Here is a 16,633-nt window from a genome sequence, read left to right on the forward strand (position 1 = left end):
GTGTGAATCGTGTTATCAACAGCCTGTGGATAACAACGGTGGATGACGAGGTCGGATCCGTCTCCGAGCCAAAAGGATTGGCCAAATATTTCGAGTTCCGGGGCGAGCAGACCGGGCGATCCCCCGTTAGCGTGGCAAGTGAGGTGAACGAACCAAGCGGTTCCAAACACGTGCCAACCATCTCCAAACGGGCTGTGAGCAAGCTCCGAGGCGAGCAAGTCCGAGGACCGAGGGACGCGGGAGGATCCGGGCCATGGCGGCATTCGCGGAAGGCGTGCCCTGCTGGGCGGATGTACTGCTGTCCGACCTCGCGGCGGGCCGGCGCTTCTACGGTGAGCTCTTCGGCTGGACCTTCCAGGAGATCGCCACCGGCTACGGCACGTTCACCCGGGCCCTTCTCGGCGGTAAGGACGTCGCGGGGCTGGTGCCCAAGCCGGACGGACGGATGCCCACCGTCTGGAACATCTACTTCGCCGCCCGGGACGCCGCCGCGACCGCCGTGCGGATCCGCGAGGCCGGTGGCCGGGTGATCACCCCGCCGGTGTGGATCGACGAGTTCTGCGTCATGGCGACGGCCGCCGACCCGGGCGGCGCCGTCTTCGGGATCTGGCAGGCGGGCAGCCACACCGGCTTCGCGCGGCGCGGCACGCCCGGTTCGTACGGCTGGACCGAGGTCCACACGCGTCAGCCGCGCGCCGTGGACGCCTTCTACCGGGCGGTCTTCGGCTACGGGATGACGCCCGCCATGCCGCCCTCCGCGCCGCCCTCCGCGCCGCCGTCCGTAGAGCCCTCCACAGAGCCTCCCGCGCCGCCATCCGCAGTGCCCTCCACGGAGCCGTCCGCAGCGCCCTCCGTGCCGCCCCCAGGCGCGCCCTCCACGCCGCCCTCCGCCGAGGGCGCACCGGCCGACGTGGTCCTGTGGACGCTGCGCGGGGAGCCCCCGGACCCCCGTCACGTGATCGGCGGACGCGTCGTGATGGGTGAGGAGTACCCGGCCGTTCTGCCCGCCCACTTCCTGACGTACTTTGTGGTGGCGGATTGTGATCAGACGCTGCGCACGGTCCACAGGCTGGGCGGGCGGGTTCTCAAGACCGCCGAAGATACGCCGTACGGGCGTTTCGCGGTCCTTGCGGACAATCAGGGCGCGGCATTCGCCGTCATCGACACCTCGACGGCGGGCTGAACCCGGGGCGAATAACTGGGCGATACGGGCCTGCGGGCACTTGGATGGTCCCCGGTCGAACCGGACGGACCCCGGCTCCGTATCGCCCGATGACACGACGATTCGCCCCCGGGTTCGCAACCGCCGCCTTCGCCAGAGAGAATGCAGGATGCGTGCCGCCGGTTGGTTTGTCGGTGAGACGCTGCACGGGGCTGTATTTTTTCAAGCCCCCACGGGGAGGTGGCAGGCAAGTGGTGGAGCAGCTGACGCAGCACGATCCGAGGCGGATCGGCCCTTTCGAGGTGCTCGGCCGTCTCGGCGCGGGCGGCATGGGGCTGGTCTATCTGGCCCGCTCGGCATCGGGCCGACGGGTCGCGATCAAGACGGTCCGGACCGAGCTCGCCGAGGACCAGCTGTTCCGTGTCCGATTCACCCGTGAGGTGGAGGCGGCCCGCGCGGTCAGCGGGTTCTATACGGCCGCGGTCGTGGACGCCGATCCGCGCGCCGCGGTGCCGTGGCTGGCCACGGCCTATGTGCCCGCGCCCTCCCTCGAGGAGATCATCAACGAGTGCGGGCCGATGCCGGCCCAGGCGGTGCGCTGGCTGGCGGCCGGGGTCGCCGAGGCGCTGCAGTCCATCCATGGCGCGGGCCTGGTCCACCGGGATCTGAAGCCGTCCAATGTGCTGGTCGTCGAGGACGGCCCGCGCGTGATCGACTTCGGTATCGCCTCCGGTGTCTCGAACACCCGGCTGACGATGACCAACGTCGCGGTCGGCACCCCCGCTTACATGTCGCCCGAACAGGCGCGCGACTCGCGCAGTGTGACGGGCGCGAGTGACATCTTCTCGCTCGGCTCGACCCTGACCTTCGCGGCCACCGGGCACGCGCCCTTCCACGGCGCCAACCCGGTGGAGACCGTGTTCATGCTGCTGCGTGAGGGCCCCGACCTGGCCGGGCTGCCCGATGAGCTGCGGCCGCTGATCGAGTCGTGCATGCAGATGGAGCCCGAGCGGCGGCCGTCCCCGGCCGATCTGCAGTCCCAGCTGGCACCGCATCTGTTCGCCTCCAACGCCGACGACAGCGGTACGGCCTCGGCCTGGCTGCCGCCCGGCGCCGTCGCGCTCATCGAGCGCAAGCGCAGCGGCCGCAACCAGGTGCGCGGCTCCTCCCGGCCCGCGGCCGGAGGCGGCCGCCCCGGCGGGCACGCCGGAGACGCGGGGAACGCCGGAAGCGCCGCGAGCGCGGGCAGCCGCCCGTCCGCGCCGCTCCCGCCGGAGCGTCCGCCCACGCCGCCACCCTCGTACGCCCCCGCCGCGGGAGCCGCCCCGGACGGCCATGGCGGGCGGCACGGCGCCGCCGCGAGCGGGCCCGTGGGCCCGAGCGGCTGGGAGCCCGTGGGCGTGGGCGATCCGCGCGGCGGTCTGCGCGCGCCGGAGGCCGCGAGCCCGCCCAGCGCGCTGGGCTCCATCGGACCCGGGCGGCATGCCGCCCCGTCCGCCGCTGCCCCGCCCGCCGCCGTTGCCCCGCCCGTTGCTCCGCCCGTCGCCGCGGCGCCCGCTCCGGCGCCCGCCGGGGCCGACGGGTCGGTCCGGCTGCCCGGTTCGCAGGTACCGATCGGCCCGGGGCTCCGGGCCGCCGACGCGCGGGACCCGCAGGCGCAGCACGGCACCGGCCCCGCCACCGGCTGGGTGCGCCCGCCGGCCGGGGTGACGAGCGGAGGGCTGAACGGGGGCGACGGTATGGCCGCCGTCCCGCCGCCGACCCACTCCCCGTCGGCCGAGCCGCCCGAGCCGCCCGGCGGAGCCGGGCACGGCCGCTGGCGCCCGTGGCGGTTCCGCATGTCCAACGACGTATGGGGTACCCCGGCGGTCGCCGGCGAGCTGCTGTACGTGACCTCGTTCGAGGTGCACGCGCTGGACGTGGGCACCGGCCGGCGCCAGTTCAAGACCCGCGACGTGGCGTGGGCGATGGCCGTGGCGAACGGCCGGATCCACGCCTCCGACGGCCCCACGCTGTACGCGCTGGACGCGGAGGACGGCGCCGAGCGCTGGCGGCTGTCGACCGATGGCTGGGTCTACTCCCTGAAGGTCGACCGCGGCACGGTCGTCACCGGCACGCGCGGCGGTGGCGTCCAGGCGTGGGAGGCGGCCAACGGCGAGCTGCTGTGGGAGATGCAGGGCCTCCAGACCGACTTCGAGACGCCCGAGTCCGGCCCGGCCGTCCACGACGGCACGGTGTATGTGTGGGCGGACGCGCGGCTGCGCGCCCTGGAGGCGCGCACCGGCGCGGAGCGCTGGTCGTATCCGGTGGGCGACGCGGCGTCGTGCGGCGGGGTGCCGCTGCGTCTGCTGGCGGCGCCCGACGGGGCGGTCTACGTCTCGGCGGGGACGCGGGTGCTCGCGCTCGACATCGCCCGTGGGGATGTGCGGTGGCGTTTCGAGGCGCCCGCCGTCTTCCTGTGCGCCCCCGCGTACGCGCCGGGGCCCGCGGTGACCGGTGGAGGTATCTACATCGCCGACTATCTGGGCACGGTGTACGCGCTGGACGCGGCGAACGGCCGCGACCGCTGGCGCATCGCCACCGAGGCCCGGCAGTCGATCGAGCCGGTGCTGGTGGCCGACGGCTCGGTCCATCTGGGCAGCGGCAGCGCGCTCTACACGCTCGACGCGGTCACCGGCACGCCCAAGTGGCGGTTCGCGGCGGGCGGCGAGGTGATCGGCTCGCCGGTGGTCGCCGACGGCCGGGTCCACTTCGGCTCGGCCGACCACTGCCTCTACACGGTGGACGCGGCGGGCGGGCAGCTGCGCTGGAAGCTGGCGACCGGCGGCGAGATCACCGGGTCCCCGGTGGCCGCCGGGGGCGTGGTGTACGCGTGCAGCAAGGACCGCTGCGTCTACGCGCTGGACGCGGTCAAGGGCACCGGCCAGTCCCGCCCGTCGGGCGGCCGGGCCTGATCGATCCCCGGGTGACGCGACAAGGCGGCGACGCGGCCACGCGGCGAGGCGGTGGCGCGACAGGGCGGCGAGGCTGCGACGCGACGGTGACGCGGCCACGCGGCGGCGCACCGGAGACGGCAGGTCGCAGGCCGTGTCCCTGACAACTGCTGCTACGGTTGCGGGCGTTCATCGACCTCCTGGGAGCCGGGAGGTCGATGGGTAACTCTGCGCGGTCTTCGGGGGAACGGGGTCTGTGATGCGGCGTGGTCTACGGCTGGCGGCCGTGCTCACCGTGGTGCTGGTGGCGCTCACCGGGTTCAAGGGGCGTGGCCATGGCCACGGGGGTGGCGGAGGTGGCTGCTCCAGTTCGTCCTCGCACCACTCGTCGGGGTCGGGCTCCGATTCTGGCTCCGGCTCGGGTGGTTACTCGGACTCCGACGACGAGAGCTCCACCACCGGTTCGGGCTCCGGCGGCTCGCGCTACCGCGACTACGACGATGACGACTACGGCGACAGCGCCTCCAGCGGCTCCTCGGGCGGCTCGGCGTCGTCCTACGAGCCACAGGCGACGGTCGTCGCCTGTGCCGAAAAGGGCAAGGACAAGAGCGGCCGTCCGGCGGCGACCGTGAAGGTGCGCAACCGCTCGGGCACGGCCGGGACCTACCTCGTGGACATGAACTTCCAGGACCGGGACGGCATGACGCTCACCTCCGGCCGCGCCGATGTGCGGGTACCCGCGGGGAAGTCGCGGACCGTAAGGGTGCCGCTCGACGAGCCCTCGGTTGTGGGAACCGTGGTGCGGTGCGAGGTCGTCTCCGTCCTCTGAGAGCCGGGACAGGCGCGCTGACATGTGACTTTGGGGTAGGAAAACCCGTTGCTAGGGTGGCGTGCACTTGTCAACAGGCTGCATTTGGCTTGAATGTGTCTTTCAACGGGGGTAATACCATGCAACGCCGCTCCATGCGCATATGCGCCGTCGCCCTGGTCGGGCTCATCGCGCTGACCGGCTGCGGAAAGAAGAAGGGCGGCAGCCACGACGGCGGCCTCGGGGGCTTTGTCTCGGGCGGGAGCGGGGGCAACGACAACCCGGCGTCCGGCCCCACCGATCTGCCCACCGACCTCCCCAGCGGCATGCCCACCGATCTGCCCAGTGGCGCGCCCTCCGATCTGCCGTCCTACGACGCCCCCACGCCCTCCTACACCTACTCCGCGCCGCCCACCTACAACTCGGACGGCACGAACGACATCACCGCCACCGGCTGCGACTACGACGAGTCGACCCGTTCGTTCCAGTACACCCTCAACCTCAGGAACCCCGAGACGCAGTCCATGCACTACTCGATCACCATCGAGTGGGAGGACCAGAACGGCGGCAGCCTGCTGGGCTCCGACTACAAGTCCGTCACCGTGGCGTCCGGCAGCAGCCAGACCCTCAGCGCCACCTCCTACCGCACCCTCACCCAGCAGACGTCCTTCACCTGCAAGGTCACCTCGGCGCTCAAGTACCCGAGCTCCACCTGAGGCCCTGAGCCGATCGGTACGAGGCGGACGGCCTCACCGCGTACGGAAGCCGGGCGTGCGGGTCGCGAAGAGCGCGGCCTGGCGCTCCGGCGGCAGATTGCCCAGCGCGATCAACTGCGGGGCCTGCGCGAGCGCCTGGGCCAGCGCCGCCTCCTTCGCCGCCCATAGCGCCCTTACGGTGCCCTGAACCGCCTCCGTCGGGTACGACGCGATGGCCGACGCGGCGCGGATGGCCGCCGTAAGGGCCTCACCGGCCGGGGTCACCTCGCTGACCAGGCCCGTCTCATACGCCCGTCGGGCCGAGAGCCGTTCCGCCGTTCCCATCAGCGCCATCCGCGCGACCTCGCCCATGGGCATCCGCTGCGCCATATAGACGGCCTCATAGGCGCTGACCATCCCATAGCTGGTGTGCGGATCGAAGAAGGCCGCCGTCTCGTCGGCGACGATGAACTCGGCCTCGCCCAGCAGATAGAACGCCCCGCCGCAGGCCATCCCGGCCACCGCCGCGACCACCGGCTTCCACAGGTCGTTCGCCTTGGGCCCGACGGTGCGCAGCGGATCGTCCATCGCGTAGGGCGACGGCGGCTGCGCGACCTCCATCGAGCGGTCGATGCCGGTGCTGAAGGCCCGGCCGCCCGCGCCGGTGAGGACGACGGCCCGGACCGCGTCGTCCCGGCGGAAGCGCCGCCATGCGGCGGTCAGTTCCGAGACCGTCTCCAGGTCGATGGCGTTGTGCCGCTCGGGCCGGTCGAGGGTGACGACCGCGACGCCGTCCTCCGCCACCCGTATGCGGACCGTCATGGCCGCTCCAGCAGCCAGCGCACCACCGTGAGCCCGCCCTCTACCTCATGGAAGGCGGCCTTCACGGGCGCGCCGATGCGGATCCGCTCCGGCGGGACCGAGTTCAGCGCGGCGTCCGCGGCGGCGACCAGATTGCCCACCAGCCGGATGCGCGGGGCGTCCGCGAGCTCCACGAGGACGACGTTGTACGGCGCCTGTGCCGCGTAGGCGGGCAACAGCGGGGGATGGGGCAGCACATACGACCAGATCCGGCCACGGCCGCTCATCTTTTTCCACAGGCTCTCGAAGGACTGGCAGTGCGGGCAGCAGGGCCGGGGCGGAAAGCGCGATGCGCCGCAGCCCGCGCAGCACTGGACGCGCAGTTCGCCGCGCGCCGCGTAGGCGAAGAAGGGTGCCCCGTCGTCGTCGGGCACGGGCGCCAGCAGCCCATCGGCCGGGTCGCCCCCGCCACTCGCGGCCCTCGTCGTCTCCGTTTGTGTCATGCCGTCGTTCAACTCCTCAGCAGCAGGGCCGATGTGGGAACCCCTTCACCCGCCGTGACCAGGCAGGTCGTGGCGCCGGGGACCTGGGCGGTGCCGGTGCCGCGCAGCTGTCTGACCCCCTCGGTGATGAGGTTGAAGCCATGGACGTACGCCTCGCTGAGGCCGCCCCCGCCCGTGTTGAGCGGCAGCCGTCCGCCGATCTCCAGCGCGCCGCCCTCGGTGAAGGCGGCGCCCTCGCCGCGGGCGCAGAAGCCGTAGCCCTCCAGGGAGAGCGGGATCAGTGCGGTGAACGCGTCGTAGATCTGCGCGACATCCACGTCCTGCGGCCCGAAGTCGGCGGTTTTCCACAGCCGGCGGGCGGCGGTCCAGGAGGGGCCGGTCAGCGGGTCGTCGTTCCAGTAGTTGACCATCCCGTGGTGCTGGGCGGGCAGCCCCTGGGCGGCGGAGTGGACGTACACGGGCCGGTGCCGGCAGTCACGCGCCCGCTCGGCCGACACCAGCACACAGGCCAGGGCGCCATCGGTCTCCAGGCAGTTGTCGAAGAGGCAGAGCGGTTCGCTGATCCAGCGCGCGGTCATATACATCTCGCGGGTCAGCGGGCGGTCGTACATCATCGCGGCGGGGTTCTGATTGGCCCGGTTGCGGCAGGCCAGCGCCACATTGAACAAGTGATCGCGGGTCGCCCCGTACTCATGCATATAGCGCCGGGCCAGCAGCCCGATCTCATCGGCCGGGCGCAGCAGCCCGTACGGCCGGGTCCACTGGGCCGGGGTGGGCAGCTGCACCTGGGTGTTGGTCCAGGGGCGCCGTCCGCTGCCGCGTTTGCGCGACCGCCAGGCCACCCCGACGCTCGCCTGCCCGGTGGCGATCGCGGCGGCCAGGTGCGCGACGGTCGCACACGAACCGCCGCCCCCGTAGCCGACCTTGCCGAAGAAGGTCACGTCCCCGGCGCCGATGGCCTTGGCGATCTCGACCTCGTCGGTCTCCTCCATGGTGTACGAGGCGAAGGCGTCCACCTCGGACGGGGCGATGCCCGCGTCGTCGAGCGCGGCGAGGATCGCCCGGCAGGCGAGGGTCTTCTCGGACTCTGGCAGGCGTTTGGCGAAGGGGGTCTGCCCGATACCGGCTATCGCCGTCGCGTCCTTCAAGGTCGCCGTCGCCCTTGTCGCCCCCATGGCCACCTCCGTGGTCGCGTTCACCGGTGCTGACAGCGGGGAAGGCTACCGCTAATCTGACGGGTAGTCAGCTACTGGGGTCGTCCGTCCCGGGTTCCGGGGAGGGGAGCGGTCCAATGGAACCGATGGAGCAGGGGCACACCATCCCGGCCCTGATCAGGGCGGCGGTCGAGCGATACGGCCCGGACGAGGCCGTCGTCGAGGGCCGCGCCCGGATCTCGTACGCGGAGCTCGGCGCCCGGATCGAGCGCGCCGCGGCCGCGTGCGTCGCCTCGGGCCTCGAACCGGGCGACCGCGCCGCGATCTGGGCGCCCAACACCACCGACTGGATCGTGGCGGCGCTCGGCGCGGTCACCGCGGGCGGGGTGCTGGTCCCGGTCAACACCCGCTTCAAGGGCGGCGAGGCGGCGTATGTGCTGCGCCGCACCCGGGCCACGCATCTGTTCATCACCGGCACCTTCCTGGGCACCTCGTATGTGGCGTCCCTGCGCCGGGCGGCGGGGGAGGGGCCGGGCCACGGCCCCCTGCCCGGCCTGCCCTATCTGCGGGAGGTGGTCGTCCTCGCGGACAACGGCCCGGAGGACTTCCGCACCTGGAAGGACTTCCTGGCGCTGGGCGACGCCGTGCCGCCGGAGGAGGTCCGCTCCCGGGCGCAGGCGGTGCGCCCCGCGGACCCCTCCGACATCACCTTCACCTCCGGCACCACCGGTCACCCCAAGGGCGTGGTCACCACGCACTCCCAGACCGTGCGGGTCTTCAACACCTGGAGCGAGATCACGGGGCTGACGGCGGGCGATCGCTATCTCATCGTGAACCCGTTCTTCCACACCTTCGGCTACAAGGCGGGCATCATCGCCTGTCTGAGCCGCGGTGCGACGATGGTGCCGCAGCCGGTGTTCAGCGTGGAGACGGCCCTGGCCAATATCGCCGCCGAGCGCGTCACCGTACTCCCCGGCCCGCCCACCCTCCACCAGTCCCTGCTCGACCATCCCGCCCGCGCCGCCCACGACCTGTCCACCCTGCGCCTGGTCGTCACCGGCGCCGCCGTGGTCCCGTTGCGACTGGTGGAGCGCCTGCGCTCGGAGCTCGGGGTCGCCACCGTGCTGACGGCGTACGGTCTGACGGAGGCGTCCGGCACCGTCACGATGTGCCGCCGCGGCGACCCGCCCGAGGTCATCGCGGGCACGGCGGGCCGCGCGATCCCGGACACCGAAGTCAAGATCGCCACGGCCACCGGACGTGAACTCCCCCCGGGGCGCCCGGGTGAGGTCTGGGTCCGCGGCTACCACGTCACATCCGGCTACTTCGAGGATCCGATCGCCACGTCCCGCACCATCACCCCCGATGGCTGGCTGCGGACGGGCGATGTCGGGGTGATGGACGAGCAGGGCAATCTGCGCATCACCGACCGCATCAAGGACATGTTCATCGTCGGCGGCTTCAACGCCTATCCCGCCGAGATCGAGCAACTCATCGCCCGCCACCCGGATGTGGCCGACGTCGCCGTGATCGGCATCCCCGATCCGCGCCTGGGCGAGGTGGCCAAGGCGTACGCGGTCCGCCGCCCGGACTCGACGCTGACGGCGGACGACCTGATCGCCTGGTCGCGCCGCGAGATGGCCAACTACAAGGTGCCCCGGCAGGTGGAGTTCCTCGCCGAACTGCCGCGCAACGCCAGCGGCAAGGTCCTCAAGGCGAAGCTGCGGGCGGGGCGGTCACTGTCCTAGGGACCTAGTGGCCTGGGGGCCTAGTGGTCCAAGGGCCCTGCTGGCCTAGGGCCCTGGTGGCCTAGTGTCCTAGGGGCCTGGGGGCCTATGGACCTGGGGACCTGGTGGCCCCAGGGCCCGCTGTCCCGGGAGCGGCAAGGCCGAGGGGCCGAGCGCTCCGGCCCGGCCCCTCACCGCTCACCGGGGGGCGACAGGCATGTGCTCGTCCTGCACGCTCAACAGACCCCCCTGCTCGGCCGTTACGGACTGGCCGGGCGCCGGCATGTGCTCGTCGGCGAGGGCCGGGGCCGAGGCGCTGAGGGCGGCGGCCGTTGCGATGGCGAACACGACGAGGATCTTCTTTGTTCTGGTCATATGACTCTCCATGAGAAGCAAGATTGCTATCCAAAAAGAAATCTAATGATGAAGTGCCCGTTTGTAAGCCATTCTCACCGAAAATGGGTTCGACTTGAGGAAATACCTCGTCATGGCGACCCACGCGACAGCAGGGATCGGCGTCGATGGCACCCCCTCCGTGCCACCGACGGACCGATCCCTGCGAAGTGCCCCGTGGGCCCTGTGTGTTGCTCCCGCCTGCCTGCTGCCTACCTGTTACGCCGTCTTGTTCTTGGCGGTCAGGGGCTTGGGTGCCGGTGCGTGCTCGTCCTGGGTGGAGAGCTGCGGCGGCACGGGCGCGTGCTCGTCCTTGGCGGTCAGGGGCTTGGGTGTCGGCGCGTGCTCGTCCTGGGTGGAGAGCTGCGGCGGCACAGGGGCGTGCTCGTCCTGCGTGGTGAGCCGCGGCGGCACGGGCGCGTGCTCGTCGAGCGGCCGGTAGGCGTCGGACTCTGGCTTCTTGTCCTGGGTCATACGGATCAGCTCCATGGGATAGGGCGGCAGGTTGTGTGGCGACGCCCGCCCGGCGACTCCCCCGTGGGTCGCCGGACGGGCATCTCAGGGCTGCTCACGCTAGTGGTGAGACCCGACAACCGACCCGTCTGCCCCCCGCGGGGACGGATCGACTGCTTCAAGACTGACCGTCGGCGATAAACGATTGATGAACGCGGTGTCGCAGGGCCTTACGCGATCGCGCCGCCGGTTGCGCGGCCGCCGCAGCGCCCCCCGACACCGCCGCCCGAGCCGCCCGATAGCGCGGCCCGATACCGCCGCCCGAGCCGCCCGTTGCGCGGCCGCGGGCCTTACGCGCCTGCGGCCCTTGCGCGGCCGTGGCCCTTACGCGGCCGTGGGCCCGTTACGCGGCCGCCGCGGGCTCCAGGAGCCCGCGCACCTCGTCCGCCTCGGCGGCGCCCAACTGCTCGTGGATGGACAGCGCCTCGCGCCAGCAGGCTTCGGCGCGGCCGGTCTGGCCGATCGCGATGAGCGCCTTGCCCAGCACGGTCAGCACGATCGCCCGCCGCCATTCGCCGCCGATGCCGCGCAGGGCGAGGGCCTGTTCGGCGTGCGAGGCGGCCTGCGCCGGCCGGTTCACCGTGAGGTGGGCCTCCGCGATGCGCTGGTGGGTCATCCCCTCCCACAGGGGCTGCCGGCTCTCGTGGAACAGGGACAGCGCGTCCGTCAGGTGCGCGAGCGCCTCGTCCGGGCGTCCCGCCCGGGTCAGGACCAGGCCGAGCGCGTACTTGCCGTTGGCCAGGCGCAGGGTGCGCCCCAGGTCCTCGTAGATCTTGACGCCCTGCCGGGCCAGTTCGACGGCGCTCGCCACCCGGGCCAGCTCCAGGTGGACGCGCGACAGATTGCACAGGGCGCTGGCCTCGCCCGGCGCGTTGCGGTCCTTGCGGAAGGCGGTGATGGCCTGGAGGAGGTGGGTCTCCGCCTCGTTGAGCCGCTGCTGGACGAGCGCGATGATGCCGCGCTGGTTCAGCGCGCGGCAGGCGGGGACCGGGTCGTCGGCGGCCAGCCCCAGTGCCGCGGCCCGGCGGGCCTCGTCGTCGGCCTGGTCGTAACGGCCCGCCAGGCTGCGCACATGGGCGAGGAAGGTGCGGGCGCGGCCCTCCGCGTGGGCGTCGTCCTGCACCTGCGCCGCGTCGCTGATGGCGACCGCGGTGATCTCGTACTGGCGCGAATTGGCCCCGGACTCGGCCAGGTCGACCGCCGCCATCAGGAGGTCCGCGGCGCGGCGCAGCGTGTCCGGGCGGGCGGCCGACTGCTGGGCGCAGGCGAGCAGCGGGTCGGACTCGGCGAAGAGCCAGTCCAGCGCGGCCTCGCGGTCCGGGAAGGCCAGGCCGGGGTAGCGCGTCGTCTCCAGGTGGTCCACCAGCCGGTCGCCGGGCCGCTCGAGCCCGTACACCTCGGCGGCCGTCGCCAGGTAGAAGTCCAGGAGGCGGGACATCGCCACGTCCCGCTCGGAGGGCGGCTGCTCATCGCGCTCGGCGCAGGCGCGCGCGAAGAGGCGCACGAGGTCGTGGAAGCGGTAGCGGCCGGGGGCGGCGGACTCCAGCAGGCTGGTGTCGACCAGGGATTCCAGGAGGTCCTCGGCGCGGTCGACATCGAGGTCGAGGACGGCCGCGGCCGCCGCCAGCGAGATGTCGGGCCCCTCGGCGAGGCCCAGCAGCCGGAACGCCCGTGCCTGCTGGGGCTCGAGCTGGCCGTACCCCAGCTCGAAGGTGGCCTTGACCGCCAGATCGCCCACGCGCAGCTCGTCCAGGCGCCGCCGCTCGTCGGCCAGCTTGCGGGCGAGGACGGACACGGTCCAGGTGCGGCGGGCGGCGAGGCGGGAGGCGGCGATGCGGATGGCGAGCGGCAGGAAGCCGCACGCCGCGACGACGTCCATGGCCGCGTCGCGCTCGCTGACGACCCGCTCCTCGCCCACTATCCGCGTGAAGAGGGCGAGGGCCTCCTCCGGGCTCATCACATCCAGGTCGACCAGGTGGGCGCTCTCCAGGTCGACCATCCGGATCCGGCTGGTGACCAGGGCGGCGCAGCCCTCCGTACCGGGCAGCAGGGGACGCACCTGGGCCGCGTCCCGCGCGTTGTCCAGCAGCGTCAGCACGCGGCGGCCGTCCAGCGTGGAGCGGTAGAGGGCGGCGCGCTCCTCGACGCCGTCGGGGATGCTGGTGTCCGGTGTGCCGAGGGCCCGCAGGAAGGATCCGAGGACCGCCTCCGGCTCGGCCGGGGCCGGGCCCGCGCCCTGGAGGTCCACGTAGAGCTGGCCGTCCGGGAAGTGGTGGCGCGCGGTGTGCGCCACGTGGACGGCGAGGGTCGTCTTGCCGACTCCGCCGATCCCCGCGACCGCTGACACGGCCATGACATGCCCTTCGGCGGTGGCCAGGTGGTCGCCCAGCTCCTTCACGAACGCCACTCGGCCCGTGAAGTCCGAGACCGAGGCCGGGAGCTGCGCGGGCCGCACGAAGACCGGCCCGGCCGGGGCCTGCTCCGCGGCGGCGCTCGGCGCGGCGAGCTCGGCATCGGCCTGGAGGATGCGCTGCTGGAGCTCGGAGAGCTCCGCGCAGGGGTCCACGCCCAGCTCCTCGGCGAGCAGCCGGCGGGTGTCGGTGTAGACGGCGAGCGCCTCGGCCTGCCGTCCGCTGCGGTAGAGGGCCAGCATCAGCAGTTCGCGCAGCCGCTCCCGCAGTGGATGGGCGGCGGTCAGGGCGGTCAGCTCGGAGACGGCCTCCGCGTGGTGGCCGAGTTCCAGGTCGAGGTCCAGGCGCGCCTCGACCAGGGACAGATGCCGCTCGGTCAGCCGCACCCGCTGCGTCTCGGCGTACGGCCCCGGCACCTGGGCCAGCGGCTCGCCGTCCCACAGGTCCAGCGCCTTGCCGAACAGCTCGCGCGCCCGCAGCCGGTCCCCCGAGTGCTGGGCCTTCTCCGCCTCGGTGGCCAGCTGCTCGACCACGTCGACGTCCAGGGCGCCGAGACCGACGCGGATCGCGTACCCGCCCGACTCGCTGGCCAGCACCTCGGAGTCGGGCCCGAAGGCCTTGCGCAGCCGGGAGGCGTACGTGCGCAGCGCGGCGATCGCCGCGTCCGGGGGGTCGTCTCCCCAGAGGGCGTCGATCAGCTCCGGGGCCGTCGCGGTTCTTCCGCCCCGCAGCAACAGCGCTGCCAGCAGCGCTCGTTGTTGCGGTGAGCCGGTGCTGAGCTGCTGTTCGCTCCGCCACGCCCGGACCGGTCCGAGCACGGTGAAGCGCATGTGCTGCCGCTGCGCCTGCTCCTTGTCGCGGGCCATGTCTCCCCCTGCCTGTGCTTCCCAGTCGCACGGGTCAGTTTGCCTTGTCGGCGGCGGTTACGTCAGTAGGGGCCAGCGGTCTCCACAAGGCCCGCCAGAGTTGTCCGACTTCATATGGCTGGCACACCGTCAGATTAGTAGGGACGGCGGTCAATGGGCCGTCATACCCCCGGGAGGGTCCGAGTGGAGGCGGGCGGCGCCGTGGGGCGGCGCGGCCGACGAGATCGACGAGGCCCCCATCAGCGCGCTCACCTCCTCGCGCTCCGGCGACCCCAGGCGCTGGTAGATGGCCAGCGCCTCCTGCCAGCACTCCTTGGCCCGATCGGTCTGGCCGACCGCGGACAGCGCCTTGCCCAGGACCGTCAGCAGCGACCCGCGGCGCCATTCGCCGCACAGGCCCTGCATGGCCAGCGACCGTTCGGCGTGCCATGCGGCCCGGGCCGGACGGCCTGCGGCCAGATGGGTTTCGGCAAGCCGGAAATGGGCCATTCCCTCCCACAGCTGCTGGCGGGTGTCCCGGAATATGCCCAGGGCCTGGGTCAGATGGGCCAGGGCCTCGTCCAGCCGGCCCGTACGGGTCAGCGCTATCCCGAGTGTGTACTGTCCGTTGGCCAGGCGCAGCGAGGCGCCCAGCCGCTGGTAGATCTCGAGCGCCTGCTCGGCCAGCTCCACCCCGGCCTGGGCGCGGCCCTTGTCGATGTGGACGCGGGCGAGGTTGGACAGGGCGCTGGCCTCACCGGCCTCGTTGGCGTCGGCGCGGAAGGCGTCGAGCGCCCGGTTGAAGTACGCCTCGGCCTCCTCCTTGCGGCCCTGGTCCAGGACGATGCTGCCGAGCCGGTTGGGAACGCGGCTGGCGAGCATCGGATCCCTGGCGGCCAGGTCCAGCGCCCGCTCCAGCTCCCGCTCGGCGTGCTCGAACCGGCCGGTGAAGTAGTACAGGTTCCCGAGGGTGGCCCGTGCCCGGGCCTCGGTGCGCACGTCCCCCGCCGACTGGGCCGATTCGATGATCGCCTCGGCCACCCCTTCGTACTGGTAGGACCTGGCCCCCGACTCGGCGAGGTCCAGGGCGGCGGTCAGCAGGTCCGCCACCCGGCGGCGCCGGCCGTCGGCGACGCACTGCCGGGCGCAGGCGATCAGACAGTCCGCCTCGGTGAACAGCCACTCCAGCGCGGCCCCGGACGACTCGAAGGTGAGGCCCGGACGGGTCGTGGGCGCGAGGTGCTCGACGGTGCGGTCGCCCGGCCGCTCGGCGGCGTACACCCGTGCCGCGGTGGCCAGATAGAAGTCCAGCAGGCGGGAGAGGGCCGCCTCCCGCTCCGCCTCGGGGAGGTCGTCCCGCTCCGCGCACGTCCGCGCGTACAGCCGCAGCAGGTCGTGGAGGCGATAGCGCCCCGGCACGGTGGGCTCCAGGAGCGAGGTGCCGACCAGCGATTCCATGAGCGTCCGGGAGGCGGCGTCGTCCAGGCCGAGCACGGCCGCCGCGGCGGACAGCGAGATATCCGGCCCCCCGGCCAGCCCGAGCAGCCGGAACGCCCGCGCCTGCGCCGGCTCCAGCTGGCCGTAGCCGAGCTCGAAGCTGGCCTTGACCGCCAGATCGCCGGCCCGCAGCTCGTCCAGTCTGCGCCGCTCGTCGGCCAGCTTGCGGGCCAGCACGGACACCGTCCAGGTGCGGCGGGAGGCGAGCCGGGAGGCCGCTATGCGGATCGCGAGCGGCAGGAAGCCGCAGGACGCCAGGACGTCCATCACCTCCTCGCGCTCGACGGCCGCCCGCTCCTCGCCCACGATGAGCGCGAAGAGGGAGAACGCCTCCTCCGGGCTCATCACGTCCAGATCGACCAGATGGGCGCCGTCCAGACCGGCCATGGTGGCCCGGCCGGTGATCAGGGTCGCGCAGCCGTGCGGGGCGGCGCGGCCTTGCGGGGCCGTGCGGCCGTCCGGGGCCGTGCGGCCGTGCGGGCCGTCGCCGGGGTCGCCGGGGTCGCCGGGGTCGCCGGGGTCGCCGGGCAGAAGCGGCCGGATCTGGTCGGCGTCCCGGGCGTTGTCCAGGAGGACGAGGATCCGGCGGCCCGCGAGCGCCGAGCGGTAGAGGGCGGTGCGTTCCTCGGTGCCGTCCGGGATGGCGGCGTCCGGGATGCCGAGGGAGCGCAGGAAGGCGGCCAGTACGGCGTCGGGCTCGGCGGGGGAGGGGCCCGCGCCCCGGAGGTCCACGTAGAGCTGCCCGTCGGGGAAGTGACGGCGGGCCGCGTGGGCCACATGGACGGCCAGCGCGGTCTTACCGATGCCCCCGATGCCGGAGACGGCGAGCACCGGGGGAGCGCCGCCCTGGGCGGGAGCGCCGCCCTGGGCGGCCAGCAGGCCGCTCAGCTCCCGTACGGCGTCGGCACGGCCGGTGAAGTCCGGTGCGGCGGCGGGCAGTTGGGCGGGGCGCACGACGGGGGCGTTCGCCGATGGGGGGTCGTGGAGTGCCGTGGGGTCGTGGAGCGCCGTGGCCTCATGGGGCGCCGTGGGCCCGTGCAGTGCTGTGCGCTCGGCGAACTCGGCCGCGATGAGCCAGTCCCGTTCCCCAAGCCGCTTGTCGCCGACCATGGTGCCCCCCGCGCTTACGTTTCCCTGCACCGCCAGTCTGCCCGCTCGACCGGTTATTCGTCAGTAAAGAGCGCGTCTGTC

General features: G+C 72.8%; 12 protein-coding genes. 5 read left to right on the forward strand and 7 right to left on the reverse strand.

Translation table 11 applies throughout. The features are described from left to right. The first annotated feature begins 253 nt into the window (after nt 1-253). From JK364_RS16095 to JK364_RS16110, 4 genes are all read left to right on the forward strand, one after another. Nucleotides 254-1,183 (forward strand): VOC family protein, encoded by a 930-nt coding sequence (locus JK364_RS16095; RefSeq protein ID WP_201851752.1) that lies wholly within the window; start codon nt 254-256, stop codon nt 1,181-1,183. A gap of 230 nt (nt 1,184-1,413) precedes the next feature. After that, nucleotides 1,414-4,116, forward strand: a complete 2,703-nt coding sequence (locus JK364_RS16100; protein ID WP_201851753.1) for an outer membrane protein assembly factor BamB family protein — start codon at nt 1,414-1,416, stop codon at nt 4,114-4,116. Nucleotides 4,117-4,354: 238 nt separating this feature from the next. Further along, nucleotides 4,355-4,924, forward strand: coding sequence for a hypothetical protein (locus JK364_RS16105; RefSeq protein WP_201851754.1), 570 nt, complete (start codon nt 4,355-4,357; stop codon nt 4,922-4,924). 134 nt (nt 4,925-5,058) lie between these two features. Then, the gene (locus tag JK364_RS16110) at nt 5,059-5,619 is read left to right on the forward strand and encodes a PT domain-containing protein (protein ID WP_230992000.1); all 561 of its coding nucleotides are present in this window, start codon (nt 5,059-5,061) and stop codon (nt 5,617-5,619) included. A 33-nt stretch (nt 5,620-5,652) separates the two neighbouring features. Here JK364_RS16110 and JK364_RS16115 read toward each other — a convergent pair whose 3' ends face one another. From JK364_RS16115 to JK364_RS16125, 3 genes are read right to left on the reverse strand one after another with little or no spacing between them, the layout of a single operon-like run. Continuing rightward, complete coding sequence (locus tag JK364_RS16115) at nt 5,653-6,420, reverse strand: enoyl-CoA hydratase/isomerase family protein (RefSeq protein ID WP_201851756.1); 768 nt, start codon at nt 6,418-6,420, stop codon at nt 5,653-5,655. Then, complete coding sequence (locus JK364_RS16120) at nt 6,417-6,902, reverse strand: Zn-ribbon domain-containing OB-fold protein (protein WP_201851757.1); 486 nt, start codon at nt 6,900-6,902, stop codon at nt 6,417-6,419. Before JK364_RS16120 ends, JK364_RS16115 begins: the two co-directional genes overlap by 4 nt. Before the next feature lie 8 nt (nt 6,903-6,910). Further along, nucleotides 6,911-8,077, reverse strand: coding sequence for a lipid-transfer protein (locus tag JK364_RS16125; RefSeq protein WP_201851758.1), 1,167 nt, complete (start codon nt 8,075-8,077; stop codon nt 6,911-6,913). A gap of 116 nt (nt 8,078-8,193) precedes the next feature. On the opposite strand from JK364_RS16125, the gene JK364_RS16130 reads away from it, so the two are divergent. Beyond that, nucleotides 8,194-9,804 carry a FadD3 family acyl-CoA ligase gene (locus JK364_RS16130; RefSeq protein WP_201851759.1) on the forward strand — a complete coding sequence of 537 codons (1,611 nt, stop codon included), beginning with the start codon at nt 8,194-8,196 and terminating at the stop codon, nt 9,802-9,804. A gap of 177 nt (nt 9,805-9,981) precedes the next feature. Here the strand turns inward: JK364_RS16130 and JK364_RS16135 are convergent, their stop codons facing one another. The 4 genes from JK364_RS16135 to JK364_RS16150 form a co-directional block, all read right to left on the reverse strand. Further along, nucleotides 9,982-10,158: a hypothetical protein gene (locus tag JK364_RS16135; RefSeq protein WP_201851760.1), complete on the reverse strand. Its 177-nt coding sequence runs from the start codon at nt 10,156-10,158 to the stop codon at nt 9,982-9,984. Between the two features lie 237 nt (nt 10,159-10,395). Then, on the reverse strand, nt 10,396-10,650 hold the full coding sequence (locus JK364_RS16140; RefSeq protein ID WP_230992001.1) for a hypothetical protein: 255 nt from the start codon (nt 10,648-10,650) through the stop codon (nt 10,396-10,398). Between the two features lie 382 nt (nt 10,651-11,032). Then, nucleotides 11,033-13,966: an SARP-family global regulator AfsR gene (gene afsR, locus JK364_RS16145; protein WP_201851761.1), complete on the reverse strand. Its 2,934-nt coding sequence runs from the start codon at nt 13,964-13,966 to the stop codon at nt 11,033-11,035. Nucleotides 13,967-14,116: 150 nt separating this feature from the next. After that, a complete protein-coding gene (locus JK364_RS16150) occupies nt 14,117-16,552 on the reverse strand; it encodes a tetratricopeptide repeat protein (RefSeq protein ID WP_201851762.1) in 2,436 nt (811 codons plus the stop codon). Nucleotides 16,553-16,633 lie beyond the last annotated feature (81 nt).

Origin of the sequence: Streptomyces endocoffeicus (genome assembly GCF_016741935.1) — a bacterium.
GTDB lineage: Bacteria > Actinomycetota > Actinomycetes > Streptomycetales > Streptomycetaceae > Streptomyces > Streptomyces endocoffeicus.

What these genes read in the sequence shown, in the direction of transcription:
- JK364_RS16110 (WP_230992000.1), top strand. Translation starts at nt 5,059, where the DNA reads ATGCGCATATGCGCCGTCGCCCTGGTCGGGCTCATCGCGCTGACCGGC.
- JK364_RS16140 (WP_230992001.1), bottom strand. Translation starts at nt 10,650, where the DNA reads ATGACCCAGGACAAGAAGCCAGAGTCCGACGCCTACCGGCCGCTCGAC.
- JK364_RS16130 (WP_201851759.1), top strand. Translation starts at nt 8,194, where the DNA reads ATGGAACCGATGGAGCAGGGGCACACCATCCCGGCCCTGATCAGGGCG.
- afsR (WP_201851761.1), bottom strand. Translation starts at nt 13,966, where the DNA reads ATGGCCCGCGACAAGGAGCAGGCGCAGCGGCAGCACATGCGCTTCACC.
- JK364_RS16105 (WP_201851754.1), top strand. Translation starts at nt 4,355, where the DNA reads ATGCGGCGTGGTCTACGGCTGGCGGCCGTGCTCACCGTGGTGCTGGTG.
- JK364_RS16125 (WP_201851758.1), bottom strand. Translation starts at nt 8,077, where the DNA reads ATGGGGGCGACAAGGGCGACGGCGACCTTGAAGGACGCGACGGCGATA.
- JK364_RS16150 (WP_201851762.1), bottom strand. Translation starts at nt 16,552, where the DNA reads ATGGTCGGCGACAAGCGGCTTGGGGAACGGGACTGGCTCATCGCGGCC.
- JK364_RS16120 (WP_201851757.1), bottom strand. Translation starts at nt 6,902, where the DNA reads ATGACACAAACGGAGACGACGAGGGCCGCGAGTGGCGGGGGCGACCCG.
- JK364_RS16135 (WP_201851760.1), bottom strand. Translation starts at nt 10,158, where the DNA reads ATGACCAGAACAAAGAAGATCCTCGTCGTGTTCGCCATCGCAACGGCC.
- JK364_RS16115 (WP_201851756.1), bottom strand. Translation starts at nt 6,420, where the DNA reads ATGACGGTCCGCATACGGGTGGCGGAGGACGGCGTCGCGGTCGTCACC.
- JK364_RS16095 (WP_201851752.1), top strand. Translation starts at nt 254, where the DNA reads ATGGCGGCATTCGCGGAAGGCGTGCCCTGCTGGGCGGATGTACTGCTG.